Source organism: Bradyrhizobium sp. CIR18, from assembly GCF_014198295.1.
Taxonomy (GTDB): domain Bacteria; phylum Pseudomonadota; class Alphaproteobacteria; order Rhizobiales; family Xanthobacteraceae; genus Bradyrhizobium.
In genome coordinates this window covers 113,920-130,412 of record NZ_JACIHF010000012.1, presented here as the reverse complement: position 1 = coordinate 130,412, position 16,493 = coordinate 113,920, and the positions used below count along the sequence as shown (strand labels likewise).

General features: G+C 56.1%; 12 protein-coding genes. 5 read left to right on the top strand and 7 right to left on the bottom strand.

The window, feature by feature from the left end; translation table 11 throughout:
* Positions 1-689: 689 nt before the first annotated feature.
* Positions 690-1,676, bottom strand: coding sequence for an ABC transporter substrate-binding protein (locus GGD65_RS29905; protein WP_312017741.1), 987 nt, complete (start codon positions 1,674-1,676; stop codon positions 690-692).
* 318 nt (positions 1,677-1,994) lie between these two features.
* On the opposite strand from GGD65_RS29905, the gene GGD65_RS29900 reads away from it, so the two are divergent.
* The 5 genes from GGD65_RS29900 (at position 1,995) to GGD65_RS29880 (ending at position 7,688) form a co-directional block, all read left to right on the top strand.
* Positions 1,995-3,437 (top strand): undecaprenyl-phosphate glucose phosphotransferase, encoded by a 1,443-nt coding sequence (locus GGD65_RS29900; RefSeq protein ID WP_312017740.1) that lies wholly within the window; start codon positions 1,995-1,997, stop codon positions 3,435-3,437.
* A 10-nt stretch (positions 3,438-3,447) separates the two neighbouring features.
* Positions 3,448-4,011, top strand: a complete 564-nt coding sequence (locus tag GGD65_RS29895; protein ID WP_183237564.1) for a WcaF family extracellular polysaccharide biosynthesis acetyltransferase — start codon at positions 3,448-3,450, stop codon at positions 4,009-4,011.
* A gap of 295 nt (positions 4,012-4,306) precedes the next feature.
* Complete coding sequence (locus GGD65_RS29890; RefSeq protein WP_183237563.1) at positions 4,307-5,488, top strand: glycosyltransferase; 1,182 nt, start codon at positions 4,307-4,309, stop codon at positions 5,486-5,488.
* A complete protein-coding gene (locus GGD65_RS29885) occupies positions 5,481-6,860 on the top strand; it encodes an O-antigen ligase (protein ID WP_183237562.1) in 1,380 nt (459 codons plus the stop codon). Before GGD65_RS29890 ends, GGD65_RS29885 begins: the two co-directional genes overlap by 8 nt.
* A 3-nt stretch (positions 6,861-6,863) precedes the next feature.
* Entirely contained in the window at positions 6,864-7,688 is an 825-nt protein-coding gene (locus GGD65_RS29880; protein ID WP_183237561.1) for a hypothetical protein, read from the top strand.
* Positions 7,689-7,809: 121 nt separating this feature from the next.
* On the opposite strand, the gene GGD65_RS29875 is transcribed toward GGD65_RS29880, so the two are convergent.
* From GGD65_RS29875 to GGD65_RS29850, 6 genes are all read right to left on the bottom strand, one after another.
* The gene (locus tag GGD65_RS29875) at positions 7,810-8,985 is read right to left on the bottom strand and encodes a hypothetical protein (RefSeq protein ID WP_183237560.1); all 1,176 of its coding nucleotides are present in this window, start codon (positions 8,983-8,985) and stop codon (positions 7,810-7,812) included.
* Positions 8,986-9,006: 21 nt separating this feature from the next.
* The gene (locus tag GGD65_RS29870; protein WP_183237559.1) at positions 9,007-9,987 is read right to left on the bottom strand and encodes an aldo/keto reductase; all 981 of its coding nucleotides are present in this window, start codon (positions 9,985-9,987) and stop codon (positions 9,007-9,009) included.
* Positions 9,978-11,546: a GMC oxidoreductase gene (locus GGD65_RS29865; RefSeq protein WP_183237558.1), complete on the bottom strand. Its 1,569-nt coding sequence runs from the start codon at positions 11,544-11,546 to the stop codon at positions 9,978-9,980. The genes GGD65_RS29870 and GGD65_RS29865 overlap by 10 nt, the downstream gene beginning before the upstream one ends.
* 2 nt (positions 11,547-11,548) lie before the next feature.
* Positions 11,549-12,850: a lipopolysaccharide biosynthesis protein gene (locus tag GGD65_RS29860; protein WP_183237557.1), complete on the bottom strand. Its 1,302-nt coding sequence runs from the start codon at positions 12,848-12,850 to the stop codon at positions 11,549-11,551.
* 460 nt (positions 12,851-13,310) lie between these two features.
* Positions 13,311-13,985: a hypothetical protein gene (locus GGD65_RS29855; protein WP_183237556.1), complete on the bottom strand. Its 675-nt coding sequence runs from the start codon at positions 13,983-13,985 to the stop codon at positions 13,311-13,313.
* Positions 13,986-14,059: 74 nt separating this feature from the next.
* Positions 14,060-16,309 carry an AAA family ATPase gene (locus tag GGD65_RS29850; RefSeq protein ID WP_183237630.1) on the bottom strand — a complete coding sequence of 750 codons (2,250 nt, stop codon included), beginning with the start codon at positions 16,307-16,309 and terminating at the stop codon, positions 14,060-14,062.
* Between the last annotated feature and the right edge of the window lie 184 nt (positions 16,310-16,493).

The window sequence follows — 16,493 nt, the reverse complement described above, 5'->3', positions numbered from 1 at the left end:
GCAATCATGCTGCCGATGCAGCCCCGCCAAGCTGGTAACACAATCTTCACGATGCAACAGCCTATCCTGGCCCGACAAAGATATTCATGGTGAACCCGTGCTGCGCGCACAAAAGAGCAGCACACGGCGAAACAAAAATGAGCAAGGCAGCCGCATGAGCTGTGCGGCTGCCTTGTAAATCTTCTAAAAAGCGGTGCTCGCCGCTTGGGTCAGCCGAAGCTCAGTATGCCCGACGCAGGACAGGGCCGACGGGCGCGCAAACACGGTCCATATACCAGCCATAGGGCGTCTCGACCCGCACCAAGGGGCAGTGGCGCGCCGGCACATATCTATATGGGTAAGGCTGAGCCCAGAACGTGACAGGCGTCGCCTGGCTTGCACCCGTCAGGAGGGCCGCCGGCGCCGGCATTTGCATCGCCGCGCTTGCTCCGCTCGCCGCACAGAAGGAAACGGTGGCGGCCAAAAGGCCTGCTCGCATCAAGGTCTTAAACATCCCAAACAGCTCCTCGCTTCGGCGAATTCGGTCCATTCCCCGCGCCCCCACTAGGAGGTCGCAACCCGAGAACCGCCGCGAACCAGCCTAAATAGTAAAGCCTAGATTACCAAGGCTAGGGCCAAAAAGGCAACCGACGCCGGAGCTTGGGGAGGGACTTTGTAGCGATATGGCGCGCAACTGTGGCTTCTTGGTCCTATTTTTCCTCGCTCCAGGCGCCCGGGGCAGCAAGGTCGGGTGAACGTCGGTACACATCTCGAAGGAACTGATAGTTGACGGTCTGGGCCAGCGGCACGTCCTCTTCGCCAAGCTTGGCGAAGAGGAGAATGTCCCGAAGCGTCCGCCAACGGCTTTCGTCGTAATCGCCGATGCGCCCCCCTGTCGGCAACACGAGCGGACGCAGCTGCTGCAGTCCGAATTTCAGCCGCTCTGAATTCGGCTTGGCCGGTCCGGCGCCGGCCAGAACGGGCACGCTCCGTGCATAGTCCGCGTAGGTGAATTGCCATCCTCGAATGAGGCCCTGAAGGACATCGGCAATCATGGATGGCTGTTCATGGACGAGAGCGTTACTCGCGAAGTAGACCAAGCCAGGAACATGGATGCCGTAGTCTTGCGGTTTGATGACATTCAGCTTCGTGTACGTCGAACTGGAGGGATCCGGTTGCTCGTCGATGGCGGCGATGATCGCATCCACCTCTCCGGCTCGCAGAGCCTCGAAGCTGTCGCGGTCAGGCACCTTGGTGATCTGGCTGCGGGGAAGCCCGAGCTGCGCCATCATGGCGTCGAAAACAACGTCGCCCTCGCTCGCCCTGCGGTATCCGACCCGTTTTCCGACCAGATCAGCCGGCCGCCGCAGGCTCGAGCTTTCGAGCGTGAAAATCGCGACAGAGGTATCGAGGAAGCTTGCAGCGAAGGCGGTTACGGGAATGCCGCGCCAGCTCGCCAGCAGGAAGTTCTGGCCGCTCGTCACGCCGATGGCATGTTGGCGTGCAACGGTCTGGACGAACTCGGGGTCTTCGGGCTGGGCCGCCACCTCAATGCGGGAGGAGAAATATCCCTGCGTGGATGCAGCGAGCTCGCCGGCAAAACGCGCGCCATATCGCCCATCAAGGAGGAGCTTGATTGCGACGGGCTTGGAAGCCGTTGGAGCTCGGGGGGCCGCATCGGGACGAAGAAGAAGCACGATTCCCACCAAAGCGACGGCCGCAAGGCCAATGGCGAGGTACCGCTTCCCTCTCGGCCTGGTCCGCCGCCGGGACGGGTTGCGAGGCAACGAAGACTTCCTAACAGGTTGTGAAATTTAACATATCACTCGGGGCGAGATGGGCTACAATGCAGCTTGTGGGGTAAGGTTAATTTTTCCTTCGCCTTGTTCTAACAGCGATTTTGACCGATAGCACGGCTTGTTCGGGGTAATGAATTTTGAGTCAATGGGTTTGGCAGGATGACAATTCTTTCCGCTCGGCCGCTGCCCGTCGCTGATTCTACGACGGAAATTCGGGTGGTCGAGCCAGTCGCCGAAACAGCTGCGGGGTTTGCGCTGAGCTGGTTGCGACCTGTGGTTGTCGAGCGGCTGATGGCCGTGGCGGATGCCGTGGTGCTAGTGCTCAGCGGGTTCGGCTGCGCGGTCGGCTATCACGTCGTGACCGCGGGCACGCTCGGCAAGGCGGATGTCTATGCGGCGGCCAGCGTGCTGGTTGCGATCAACTTCATCCTGCTGACTATCGTGCAGCAGGGCTATCGCCTCAAGACCGTCACGAACCTTGCCCGCACGTTCCGGATGACGCTGACGACGTGGACCGGGCTGTTCGGCGCGCTGCTGGCGATCGCCTTCACGATGAAGGTCAGCGACGAGTTCTCGCGCGGCACCACGATCTCGTTCTATCTGGTCGGCCTCGCCGCCCTGCTGGCCTGGAAGACCGCGGCGGCGCACTGGACCGCGCATGCCTTGCGTACCGGCGCCTTCGCCAACGGCCGCGCGATCATGATCGCCGAGTTCGGCCTTGCCACCTCGTCCAACGCGGTCGACGACCTCGGCCAGCACGGTTACCGCCTGATGCGGGTGCTGGAGATCCCGGCCAAGGAGCTCGCTTCGCCCCTGCTGCTCTCCTCGCTCGCGCCGCGCTTCGAGGAGCTGATCAATTACGCGCGCGAGCACCGGATCGAGCATGTCTTCCTCTTGATCAACTGGAGCCGGCAGCATGCCATCGACAGCATTTTGGACGTGCTGAAGATCCTCCCCCTCCCGGTGCATCTGGTGCCGGACCCCACCACGGCGCGCTTCCTGCGCAACCCGCTGGTCGGCACGGGCAGGACCTTCACCGCCGAGCTGCGCCGCGCCCCGCTGACGTTGGGCGAACGCGCGCTCAAACGCGCGCTGGACCTCTTCGGCGCGAGCCTTGCCCTTTTCGTGTTCGCGCCGGTGATGCTGGTGACCGCGGTGCTGATCAAGCTGACCTCGAAGGGCCCGGTGTTCTTCCGCCAGACCCGCCACGGCTTTGGCGGGCGCGCGTTCAAGATCTTCAAATTCCGCACCATGCGCGTGCTAGAGGACGGCCCGACCATCGTCCAGGCGCAGAAGAACGACCCGCGCGTCACGAGAATCGGCAAATGGCTGCGCAAGACCTCGATCGACGAGCTGCCGCAGCTCATCAACGTGCTCAAGGGCGACATGTCGCTGGTCGGCCCCCGCCCGCACGCGGCCGCACACAACACCGAATATGAGCAGATCATCGGAAACTACGCCTTCCGCCACCACGTCAAGCCCGGCATCAGCGGCTGGGCCCAGGTTAATGGTTATCGCGGAGAAACCCACACGCTCGACCTGATGCAGAAGCGCGTGGAGTATGATCTGTGGTACATCAACAATTGGAGCGTTGGGCTAGACTTTGTTATACTGCTGCGAACGATTGCTGTGACGTTCACTCGTCCAACGGCATATTGAGCAAGAGAGCATGATCCCGATAGCTGAACGGCCGAGGTTTCAAGACCTATCGCAGTCCAAACCTCCAGCTGGGTTCAGAGGTCGTTCAGGATTGACCGTCCTACTCTGGCAAATAATCCAGCAGACCCTGTTTGCGTGGTCGCCTCAGCCTGCATATGGCTGGCGCAGATGGCTATTGCGCCTATTCGGAGCGGAGGTAGGCAAGGGCGTACTCGTGCGCCCCACTGCGCGCGTGACATACCCTTGGAAAGTAAAATTGGGTAATCATTGCTGGATCGGCGACGCTGCAGAACTCTACAGTCTGGGACCAATAACCATTGGTGACAATGCGGTTGTATCTCAGCGCTCGTATGTGTGTGCCGCGACGCACGACCACAAGGACATCTCTTTTCCACTCGTCGCCAAGCCGGTGATCGTGGAATGTGAGGCTTGGATTGCTGCCGATTGTTTTATTGCCCCCGGAGTAACTATAGGCGCCGGCGCGATCGTCGGAGCACGGAGCACGGTGCTTCGGTCGGTCGATTCGGCGACCATTGTGGCGGGCTATCCGGCCGAACTCAAAGGGCATCGATAAGTGTTCGCTGTCACGAGTTCTGTCGTCCCCCCCTTTGCGGTCGTCAAATTCCGAATTTTTGCATTCGAAATCACGACATGGATGAAAGGCGTTTGCACGTTTCGCGAAGCCCAAATTCTCAAGGTCGCGGCGGATTCATTCCTCGAGCTCGGCGTAACGCTTCAGGAAGGAGCGGCGCTGGGAGCCCGAAGCTTAGCTTTCGACGATCTTTCATCATGGACGGTATACGTCCGCAACCCTGCTGCTCCACGTTCGCCGAACACTTTTTGGCGGACCAGAGCAGATGCAGATAGCAATGAGCGAGACTAAGGCCGCCGGTCAGGCAACAACAAAGAACATACCGCAGATGCAGACTAGATACGATGTGCACCTTTGGGAGCCAGAATTATCACCGCACAAGTTACCTCTGTTTCAAGCGTTACTTGGGCATCCGCGCATCGCCAGCGCGACTTATATTGCCGAAGGAGAACTGAACCATCATCGCACTCTGCAAGGCTGGCAGGTAGACGTCGGGCAACAGCTTCCGATCATAATCGCTCCGACGGCTGCGCAAGTAGATTCCATAATTGAACGATCTCCGCCCAACTCAGTTCACATCTTTTCTGGCATGCATTGGGTACCGTGCATCGTAAATGGTATCCAGGCCGCCATCCGGCATCGACGTCGATTTGGGATTTTGCACGAACCGCGCGTCTTCGAAGGGCTCGGCGGTCTTGCCCGGCTAGGCCACTCGTGGCTAACGGAGGCGGCATTACGGCGCAATGCGAGTTTCATACTCGCCATCGGCGCCCATGGCCCCAGCTGGTTTCAGATGAGCGGTTTTCCAAAAAGCCGAATCTTTCCGTTTGCCTATTTTCTGAGCAACCGGGCGGCATCAGAGGCAAGCTTCAAGATCATGAAGACGCAACGACCTGTGGTCTCATTCCTGGGCCGGTTAGAGAAGCTGAAGGGCATACACTTGTTTCTCGATTCCATGGACAAAATCGAGAGCGAGGCAGACTTCTATGTTGCCGGGTATGGATCTTGGTCCTCGCGGGTCGAGGACGCTCGGCGCAGTCATCCTAACCTTCACCATCTGGGCGCTATCAAGATGGAAGAGGTACCCTATTTGCTTGTCAATACGGACATCCTTGTCCTGCCATCGATCACAATGGATGACGGTTGGGGGGCCGTGATCAGCGAGGGGCTGATGGCCGGTGCTGCAATCGTTTGCTCCTATAAGGTGGGCGCATCAATGTGCTTGGCCGATTCCAAGCGCGGACAGGTCGTAGGGAGGCTTGCCGGAGCTGAAGTTGCCAAGGCCGTCGACCGCATAATCAATGAAGGCTTGCTAGACGTCAGGTATAGAGAAGCCAGAGCTCAATGGGCCGACACGCATCTTACCCATCGTGTTGGGCTCGATTATTTACTAGATATATTCGATCACGTTTTCGATGGGAAAGCCCGGCCAAGATCCTTTGTTGCAGAACATGACTGACAAGGGCTCGATCGAAGCACCGACTGGCCGCCAAGAGCAGTTGCTTCCGCGCTCGACGGCTCCCGCCGTATGGCGCCGACGCGCGCCTGGTCCGGCACAGTTCGCCCTCCGGCATCTCGTGCTTTGCGCCTCGTCCGTTGTGCTCATGTTTTCGAACGACGAAAGTAACGCGATTTTTTTTCAGGCGCTTGGCGTGATGCTTTTCGTGTTTTCGGGAGCCATGTTCTTTGTCACGGCTCCGTATCGCTCGATCGAGATCACGCCGATTGATGCTATCATGCTGACTTCAGTGCCGCTGTCGTATATTGCGCTCACCCTTTCCCAGGACAGCTACTCGTTAATGCACACGACGATCTTTCTAACTACCTACCTGTCCGTCATGATCATCGCTCAGCGCGCTACAGCCGAAGAATTTATCATGTGCGTCCGCATCTCGACCCTCGCCATTCTGGGCATCGTAATCGTGGTATTCAGCGACAAGTTGGTTACGGGGCTGATGCCGGGGGCGCTCAAGCGTTGGGAGCTGCGGGAGGCTCCTTTCGGGATGCATCCAAATCTTGCTGGATTCGTCTATGGCGGATTTATCGTCATGGCCGCGAATTCCAGCGTGCTGAAGCCGCGATACAATCAATTACTTACACCAATCATCGTCGGCGTATGCGGTGCCGTGATGCTCGTCGCATCGGCTCGGGGCGGGCTCTTGGCTGTCGCGCTTACGCTCGCAGTGTACGTGCTGACCGAGTTTTTTAGGAGCCGCCGTTCCGCTATTTATCTGGTTACTCTTGGCGCGGCGGTGATTATCTTAAGTTTCGTCTACTGGGACAGCATCGCGGCCTATGCTGTCGAAATGTTCGACCTCAATTCGAAGGAGCGCGGTCTTCAATCGGGAGGGACCGGACGAGTCGAAATTTGGGCTCGCGGGATCGATTATATCTCCAGCAGAAGTTGGGAAATATTCATTGGAAGCGGCCTAAGGACAGCCGGCAATATGGGCTTCCCCGTGGAAAGTTCGTACATCAATCTCATGGTGGAGTCGGGCATCTTTCTCACTGCAGCAATCGTGTTTTGCCTCTTAACAATTCTGTTGCGAAGCTACCGCAAACAGGCGAACGGGAGCGCTTTTCACCGCTTTGCATTTTACACGATTCTCTTTGCGATGTTTCAATCGATTTTCAATAGATATCTGATCGCAATCGGCAACCCATTTTCATTAATGATGCTTGTGATTGCGTCCAAGGCCTCCACAAGAGGTAAGCCCACAAATGACGAAACTCCCGCGAACGAATTTGCCCGCATTCGTGCAGTCCCAGTTCGATCCGGCATGCTGGTCGACAAAGACGCAGTAAAAGATAATCTCAACCAAAGGATCTAGGTCTTGCGGCTGATTTCAATGGTTTGCTTTGTTGTTCTAACGTCATCAACATACTCGGTGGAGGCATGCGATGACCGGCCGCCTCCAATCGGAGCGGTTGCACTCAAGTACACCAATGTCGCGTTCGACTTTTGTCCGACTCTCGCCGACATCTCACTATCTGGCCACGGAACAGCGGCAAAGTTATACAATGGTCATTGGTGGACTAGATCTACCCCAAGCCCCTCACTCTATGGTGAGGGTCCAAACGGTTCGCTGGCCATCACTTTGGGCGGTGCGGTAACGAGCATACCTAAGACAATGAGGGGGCCGGGTTCGCTGCCCTTGCTTCCGGGCAATCGAGGCTTTTTTGTCGAATTCGAAGCCTCTCTTTCAGACGATCACGAAGATCATTTTCCGGCTTTATGGCTGATGCCGATTGAGCACAATCAACGGCAAGAAGACAGTTATCCTCCTGATGAACGCGGCTTTGAACGCTGGCTTGAAATTGACGTAGAGGAAGGAGGTTTCAGCCCGGGTCCGATGGCCACTGCGATATCCTGGTCCGGCACCTGGCCGAACTATCAACGATTGCGAAGCAACCCCAACTTGCGCAACGAAAAAATTGATCGCACCCAGGCACACCGTTTCGGAGCTGGATTTGACCCCGAGCATCTCAAAATTACTTTCTGGTATGACGGCAAAATTCAGTATGTCGCGTCAGGCGCGTCGGTGCCGGAGATCGCCAGACGGCAGCACTTCTATATTATAATGAATGCCGACACTCGAAAATTACAAATTCCGTACAAGCTTTACATACACCGAGTCCGAGCCTTCGTGCCGGAATAAGAAGAAACCCAAGCTGGGCGCTTCGCGAAAGGGAATGAAGGGTTCAAGCGCCCCGCGCGACAAAAACTTCGTCGAATCCAAACTTAAGGTTGACCAGTGAGGTTAGTCGACATTGTCGCAATCATCGATCAAACTGCATCCACCTATGAACTGCGGCAGCCTGGTCCAGCCATCCGATATAACCGAAACTTGGCCTTCCCTTGTTCGAAAGATCGGTTTTGGTTTGCGATAGTATCTTTCGCAGGGTCTGGGTCATATCGGGCGGGACAAGCGGAAACCTTTCCTTAAAGATCAGTTGCTGGTCGAGCCCTCCATCGTACTGAGGCAGCCACGCGACCCAGCAGGGAATACCGAGACAGGTAAATTCCCGGAGACTCCCGGGAACGCCGCCCTCCGCCGACGACATCAGCACGCCAACGTCGGAAGTCGCGATAATCTCCAGCAGCCGGCGCTTATTCGAGACAAACCCGAGCGAATCGATATAGCTGCGGTTAGGTATCATCCCCCGATCAGGGCCAACAACGCGGAGCTTGATCCGCTCTTGTTCGGCACCGGACAGAGCATCCATCGCCTCAATGATCTGCAAGACCCCCTTTCGTACTGCGTCCCGGCCTATGATCGAAAAGACGATGGGCCCATCGGGCTGGACGGGACGTTTACCCCGTATCTCGCTGGCGAGTTCGAAATCGGCCCTAGACATGTTCAGCCCGCGACCCGTCACGTAGATCTTCTTTTCGTCGACCCCGTATCGCTCAATCAGAGTGCCGCGGATCACCTGATCATAGACGAACACGCGACGTGCCCGTGCATACAATCTGGTTTCACTCTCGATGAGCTCTTCCCTCGCCTTGGGCGTCAGCGTTCTTGCGTATTTGAATTGCTCCAGTAGTTGGAGATACGTGGCGTCTCGATAGACGTAGAGGCGGCAATGGTCTGCCGCATCGATGGCGCGCCATAAAGAAGGCGCCATCAGGCTGGTAAAGCTGATAATGCTTGTGCCGCTTGGGATGCTGATGGGGACGTTTCGAACGCTCGCCTCGTGATAGTCCTTCGAAAAGAAGAACGCCGACTTCTCGAAAGTTCCAGTCTTCACTCCCCAGCGCAGGTAGGTAAGTGGGATCTCTGTGATCCTCTTAAGCGGAATCGGCCGGATGATCGAGCCGTCACGATCCCCGACCACCTCGCGCAGATTTTGCATGAAGTAGTATGGCGACCCAGAATAATGGATGGGGTCCCGCGCGGCGTAGACATAGACGGGATCGGGAGGTTTCTGCCTTATGTCTACGTTTCCAATCATCGTCCGCTTCTGCTGTGACCGTCAATGGGAAGTCGCACTGCGCAACGGCATGGTCTCCTGCACGCCAAGGCGGTTCCGGAGCGTACCCAACACCTCGGCCCCTGCTTGGATGTCAACGCTTTGCGCAAATTGCAGATACGACGCAACCCTTCTCCGCGCGCGCGAACTGAAGAGAACGAGGCCGCGGGGATTGGCCGCAATTGCCGCCAAGAGCAAAACCTTGGCGATGTCGTCTGGAGAACCAATCTCGATGCGGCACAGATCTTGCAAACGCTGCTTGGAGCGGGCGTCGGTCCGGAGCTTCTCATGAACGACTTCCATCGCGCCCAGGATACTTCCATGGAAGATCTGGTAGCGATCAGCGAACAGGTCCTCATCTGCCACACGGACCGACCAGGGCCGTTGATACACTTCGACGTCCAGGCCGGCAGCCTTGATCTGCTTCATGCTTTCGACACTCGTCCCGATTCCCAGCCGCCGTACCTTTCCCTGGTGGACGAGCTTCTGAAGCTTGTCTAACAGTTCATCCGAGACATCCTGCGGTCGCACCTCATGCAGCAGCAGGAGATCAATGTAGTCGGTTTTTAGTTTCGTCAGCGATTTTTCGATCGATCGATCAATAAATGACAGGGAGAAATTCGTTTGGACGGGCGCGGAATAGATCCGCTTCGCTGCAAGGTTTGATAATCTCGGCGTCCATCGGCGCAACGGGGTCGCGACCAAGCGGAGGAGTTGCCTTCTGGAGCTCAGCTCGCCGTGGGGAATACCAACCTTGGTTGCAATGGAAATATTGTGGCGCTCGCCCCGGAAGGCGGCTGCCAGCACTTCCTCTGAGGTACCGTGCCCATACATCGGGGCCGTATCGAAGTGTCGCACCCCGAGATCATAAGCCAGACGCACTAGGCGCAGATTGGCCCGGGCCTCGACCCCCCCGGTGATATGCGAACAACCAAAGCCTATCCGCTCCGCAGCTCGTTCTGTCCTAACGCCTGTTAAAGCCATCGCTGCACCCGCCGCGTGATCGTCTCGGCCGTCCGCAGCGCTAGCGCCATTGCGGTGAACGTGGGATTGGCAAAGCCCGAAGCTGGAAATACCGCGGCGCCCATGACATAGAGGTTGTTGCAGCCGAACACACGGCACATCGAATCAACTACGCCATCTGATTCTGAGATGCCCATCCGAGCTCCGCCCATGTGATGGTACGTATCCACAAAGGAGGCCAGCAGCTCTGTCCCACCAGCGTTGATCTGCTCCGGAACAGCGACCATTGCGATCCCACGACTTTCGAAATATGTCTTCGCAAGCGCTGCAGCCGCCTGGATGGTCCTAATCTCTTTCTCGCCGGACACCGCCCAGCTAAGCTCGGGGATTCGCATTCCATATTTGTCGCTGGCGTCGGAGAGCGTGATCCTGCTGCTCGGCAATGGCTCATGCTCTAGCATGAGCCGAAGTTGGATGCTGCCGTTCATCGGCGACCAGATCCGCTGGTTCATGAGATAATGCCATGCCATGGGAAAACCAAGACGTGCCGCGGCCCAGACCTCCGAGGTAATTTTCCGCGGATCGGACAAACGCCCCTTGAGCAGGCTGGCCAAGAATATCTTTGCATTTTGCACATGCTCCTGCGTCTCGAACTTGACGTGGATTGCTGCGCCAAGAAGCTCGTCCTCGATCTGGCGCGCCGCGGACAACTTCAGACGCGGCTGAAGCTTCATGCCTTGCAGGAAGACGTTGTCGAACAGGCTCCTGAACAGGCTCTTGTCGAGGGGCGTGACGCTAGCGATCGTCCCCTCTAAATGGTCCATGAATCCCCGACCCAGCCACGGATTGGCGGCCCAGGGCGGGGCATGGCCATCCGTCGTGTCATGCTGTAGCAGGCGGATCATCTCGACCGTTCCGTTGGCGAGGACGAGGAGGCGGGCGGTAACATCGACGGCCGCAGGACCGAAACCGACTGTCACAGATGCGATTTCACCGCTCGCAGTGATTCGCAGGCTCGTGACAGGGGCATTCGTGGCCACTGTGATGTTAGCATTGCTTTCGAGAAAGCGGCCGAAACGGAAGCGGAGGTTTTTCTCAGTCAGCCAGCGCGTGTAGAAATATTCGAGATCGTCATCGCGGTAGTCTGCGGGCGTTTGTAGCTTCTTAATCACAATTCGATCGTCGCTGAGCGCTTGAGGCAGGCCAAGCAGATTTTCACATTCGGCGTAGAATGGCTCGATGTCTTCCAGACTGATGGGCCAACCCGTGTCGTTCAGCCAACTTCGCTCCGCGAACACAGTTCGGTCGAAGCGGACCAGCTGCCCGCCCCAGAAGTTGGTCGTCCCTCCGAGGGCCCGGAAACGTCCTTGGTGCAGGCCAGCATGCTTGCGCCCCTTGGACATAGCCGCTTGGAAGATCATCTGGGAGTCCTGATGCAGCTGCTCCGGCCCGGCCTCCAGGATCAGAACCCTTACATTCCGGGACGCCAGATAAACGGCAGCCAGAAGGCCGACCGCTCCGCCGCCCACGATAACAACGTCCGGCGAGAGCTCCGTCAAATCGATCTTATCAGACGACACTATCACGATCGAACCAGCGGCCAGAGTTGATAGCGTACGCGACTAGTCCGATCGTTCAGCACGAGGAATGCCGTCAGCGTACCGAGCTCAAGCCCAATCAAACTTGCAGCAATCCCGTCGAGGCCGAAGACTTTGGCCGCCGGCCAGGCGATCGGCGTAACGACGCAAGTAATCACGACTAAAGCGAAGCCAAACTTGACATGCTTGTTGATCGAAACCAAGAGATTGGCCGAAAACGCCCAGCAGCCATGAAACAGTGCACCGACGGCGATCAACCACACGAAGACTGAGGGCGGATCGAGATGCCCATGTGTCCAGAGCCTCACCAGTTGAGGTCCGAACAATCCAAACAGTGCACAGCCCGGAAGCAGCAGAAAGAGCAGCAGAAGCCGCATGATCCCATCAATCACGTCGCGGGAGCGCTGGTTGTTCACGGCGACGCTGGCGGAATAGATCGGCATAGCGGCACGACTAAATATCCCAACAAGTTGAATCACCACCCGACTGGCCGTGCGCACCGTCGCGAGGATCGCGGCGGCAGCGGGGCCAATGGTAGCGCCTGCGATCCAGATCATACCTTGAAAGTTTAAAGCAAGCGCAATTGGCATAGCCATTGCTGCGAGGGCCGGCGCAAACAACATGCGGAACGCACTCCAATCGAACGCTCCGAAGCCCCAAGGCAACCAATTCATCCGCCGCGAGATCAGTAGAACTAGGTACGCAATATTCACAACGCGAATGCACGTATAAAGAAGCGCGCAAACAAAGAAGCTTTTGCCCATGTAGGCGGCCCACAAAATGGCGGCGCCTTCCAAAAATTGAATAGCATCGTAGACGAGGGTGGATTCGGCATAGTGTTGGCCTGCCCTCAAGCAAGCGAGGAATAGACGCGAGAGTATGAGCAGAGCGGAATAATAGACGACCAAATATAGGGCCGCGAGCGCATCTGCATTGAGTTGAACGCGGCCAATCTCTGCATGATCGAGATAGAGCACCGGCGTCGCGGCCACAATGAGACTCACGCAGACCAACAGCGTCATGGCCAGTATGGTTTGAAATATCCGTGTAGCCTCGAATCGCCTTCCCTTGGCGATTTCCATCGTCATCTGCGATGCTGCCGCATCGGCGAATCCGAGATCGGCGACCGCAAGTAGTGTTGGCAGCGACGTGATAAAGAGCCACTCGCCGTAACGGTCACTGCCCCACCAAACCAATAGGGCAGGCGGCAAAATCAGCTGACCGACTATTCGCCAGAAGATGCTGCCGGCGCTGGCGATATTGTTGGCCAGCATCTCCTTTCTCATGACCACTCCTCATGCATGGGCGCAAAATCAGCCAAAACACTCACGCGATTCACCTCTGAAAAATGAAGAATTTGAATCGCGAGACTTTCGTCATCATTCCAAGAAATATTTCCTCGGTTTTGTAAGACCCCAATTCGAGAGCCTTACAATGATCATCGGTAAAATAACAAACTTTGAGCTTCAAGATTCGAGGGCACTTATTCTCTAGTCTGACTAGGTGATCGATCAAATCCCGATTTATGGTATGCGATCGGGAAAGACCAACTGCCTCCAGGCAAGGGCGACCGAGCGCGTCTCTGACAGGGACCGACCCCAGGGCCTCAGAGGGCTCTTGTACCTGTGAGCGGAGGCTTCCGAGCTGGGCATGAGCTACTATCTTCCCTTCAAACGAAAGCATAGCAACACTAAGAAAGGCTAGCGCCAGACAACTCCGAGCCAGTATTGGAGGGATGATGCACATTTAATTACGACGCCAAGGTTGATCCGGAACCGATACCCCCGGGACTTGGACAGCGATACCCCGGTCCCACAACGCCCTTGCGAACATTTCACGAGTTGGCAAGTCAACTCGTTCCAGCGCAGCGAGAAGACGTTCGCGGTGCACCCACGCCGCTCCGACCATGCTTGCTTGAGCTACTTCAAATAATCTCGCCTTAACAAGCGCCGCGAATTCCGAAATGGCCTGTTGCTGATTGCCATCATCAAGCAACGGTAAAATCGCCAGTGCTCGACGGTTTCTTGATATCGCGATCCATCCCTCTCGTGGCCCCGTGCTGTAGGACTCATGAAGAAGGGCTGCATCCTCAGTCGCAAACCCGCCACTGGCATTCCGGAGCAGATACAGGCTGAGCCATAGGAATGAATCATGCGGATTCTGCATCAGAGAAGCTCTGACCGCTCGCTCTGCCGCGGGCAGCGCCTCCTCACTGCTACCGCTTTTCAATTCAGCTAAATACAGCGAGACAATTGCTTCCGCTCGCACAATTTTCGGATCATCGACGTTTGCGACCGCCTGCCTCCTAGGTGACGCCAAAGTCTTCTTAAGCTCGCCGAGCCGATAAGTGTCGCCGCTAATAAGTCGTGCCGCAACATCAAGCTCTGCTCCGCGCCCCCAACGATCGTACAATACCAACATCGACCAATTCACCCCGAAGACGCCCAGGCCGAGCAGTAGCAACCGTGATACTAGGCGGAGAGAGCGCAGTGTTCTCACTCTACATAGCCATATCGAGAATAGTACTTTTGGTAATAGTATCTGCCCTGGTATGATTCATAGCGCGAGATTAGCTTGGTATCAGCCTTATTGAGAACCACTCCCAGAAGTTTCTCATGGATGGCGGGCGAGGCACAAAGGTTGTGCATGACGACGTCCGTCTTGGTCTTACCCCATTCAACCACAAAGACATACGAGTCTACGAAAGATGGCGTCACGCGCACGTCGACCACAGGGGCCATGGGAGGGAGATCTAAAACTACATAATCAAACTTCGTCTTCAGAGCCGCAATTAGCTCGCGCATGGCTTTCGATGCGAGTATCTCGTTAGTGTGAAGCAGCCGTGACGTAACAACCGCCGGCAGAACACTAAGCGACGTCTCTGGATCTAGCGTACATGCATCTTCTGGAGGCGTCTTCCGCGCAATAACTTCGAGCAGCCCAATTTTCGCGTCGGGAAGAAGTGCACGCGACAAGGATGGATTACGAAGATCAACGTCAACCAGGATCACGCGAGCGCCGCCGTGCGCCATCAGCTGGGCGAGATTGGCCGAAATTGTGCTCTTCCCTTCGTTGGGCAAGGCGGAGGTCACCGCAATGACACGGCTCTCTCGCACAATGGAGTTGATATCTAAACTCACCTTCAAAGAGCGAATGGCCTCGGAAAACCTTGAAAGCGGTTGATCAACAACGTAGCGGAGCAAACTTCCGTCGTTGGGAGACTTGTTTGCTCCGAGCAACTTTCGAGACGACCCTTCGCTAGCAATCGCGGGAACGATCGCCACGCAACTAGCTCCAAGCTTTTCTTGAATTCTAGATGTTGTTCGGAAAACGTTGTCTGTGAGCTCACGCGCGAGAGCTACACCAAGACCCAGCAGAAGACCCGACAGGAGTCCTCCGGCGAGCACAACAAAGGTTTTGGGATATGTTTTATCTAAGGTCGTGCTTGCAGGAGTAATTACGCGAGCTTCGGTGATAGGAAAGGATTGCTGCTGCACCGACTCCATATATTTTTGCAAGAAATTGTCATACATTGCTTGATAAGATTGCGCATTGCTTTCCAATTCTCGCAACTGCACCTGAGCTTGATTGGTCAACTGGGATTCAGACACAGCATTGTTCAAGCTAGTTTTGATGCTTTCCTCTCGCGTAACCGCGATATCGTACTCGCTCTTATAAGACTCCTGGATACGCTTGAGCTCGTCCGTGATGTTCTTCTTAATCTCCGCCATTTGCCTTCGAAGGTTTACAGCGGCGAGATGGTCAGGCCCGTATTTTGCTGACCAAATGGACTCCTTAGAGGCCATGTCAACATACTGCGCCCGCAGCTTCACGATCGTATCGTTTTTAAGCGCATCCGCAATGTTGGCGTCAGGAACATCTTGTCTGAGGATGTCGTTTAGGCGGTCTAGCCTTGCTTTCGCCTCAGCGGTAGACGCATGTGCCAGAACTAATTGACTATTCACCTCGGCTAGCTGCTGCTCGTTCATAAGTCGACCGCCGGTATCAACGATCTTATTATCGGTCTTGAAATCGACGACTGCTCTTTGCGCGGCTGAAGCTTGTATGCGCAGCTCTTTGATACGATCTTGCAACCATACACTCGCCCGTCTTGTCGACTGGTACTTAGCTTCCAGCTGATCAACAATGTACGAATCCGCGATTGCATTCGCGATCCGCCCCGCCTTCACCGGATCGCGCGAAGTAAATCCGATTTCCATCACATAGGTTTGGCCAAGTCGCTTGATTGTGCGACCGGACTCAAACCGACCCAAAGCTCGGCGCGTCAATTGATATTCGGACGACGCACTAGGTGACGAGAACAACCTAGAAACGGATCCGATGACCGCCCCAACCAAACCACCGCCGCCACCTGTGAATTCTTCATCGTCGATGAGGTGCAGGTCTCGGATAACCGCAAGGCTAACGTTCTCAGATTTTAGAATTTCGACCTGGGTTTCGACCGTAGATGAGTCGAGAGCAACGTCTCCGAGAAAGGACTGCTGTTGAAACAACTGCAGCTTTCGCGTGTCAATCACCACTGAGGCTGTGGAGGTAAACAGCGGAGCTGCGGTAAAAAGATAGACGATAGCCACAAGGAGAGTTGCCGATGCAATGGCGAGCACCGTCGGAAACTGGCGCCGAATGATGTCAACGTAAAACCTAATATCCTGCTGGGACGAGCCCTGCTCCCCCTCGGGGAAATCCCGGTTGATCTCGTTAGTCGGTCTATTGAACTGAAGCATATTTAAGCCCTGAGACGAACCCAGTTTTAAAGTTTTGGAAATATCCTTGGCTTTGCGCCGAAGTGAAGAATACACGTATCTGCAAAGCTCAGACTTTTCGCGTGTGCAATATCTATTACCATGCGCCATCTCTAAGAAGAACAGGCCATTGCAGCGCAGACGCGGCGGTCAACCAAAAATCTCA

Excerpts from the sequence above, each read along its gene's own strand:
- GGD65_RS29895 (WP_183237564.1), top strand. The coding sequence starts at position 3,448 with ATGATCCCGATAGCTGAACGGCCGAGGTTTCAAGACCTATCGCAGTCC.
- GGD65_RS29890 (WP_183237563.1), top strand. The coding sequence starts at position 4,307 with ATGAGCGAGACTAAGGCCGCCGGTCAGGCAACAACAAAGAACATACCG.
- GGD65_RS29885 (WP_183237562.1), top strand. The coding sequence starts at position 5,481 with ATGACTGACAAGGGCTCGATCGAAGCACCGACTGGCCGCCAAGAGCAG.
- GGD65_RS29875 (WP_183237560.1), bottom strand. The coding sequence starts at position 8,985 with ATGATTGGAAACGTAGACATAAGGCAGAAACCTCCCGATCCCGTCTAT.
- GGD65_RS29870 (WP_183237559.1), bottom strand. The coding sequence starts at position 9,987 with ATGGCTTTAACAGGCGTTAGGACAGAACGAGCTGCGGAGCGGATAGGC.
- GGD65_RS29860 (WP_183237557.1), bottom strand. The coding sequence starts at position 12,850 with ATGAGAAAGGAGATGCTGGCCAACAATATCGCCAGCGCCGGCAGCATC.
- GGD65_RS29855 (WP_183237556.1), bottom strand. The coding sequence starts at position 13,985 with ATGTTGGTATTGTACGATCGTTGGGGGCGCGGAGCAGAGCTTGATGTT.
- GGD65_RS29850 (WP_183237630.1), bottom strand. The coding sequence starts at position 16,309 with ATGCTTCAGTTCAATAGACCGACTAACGAGATCAACCGGGATTTCCCC.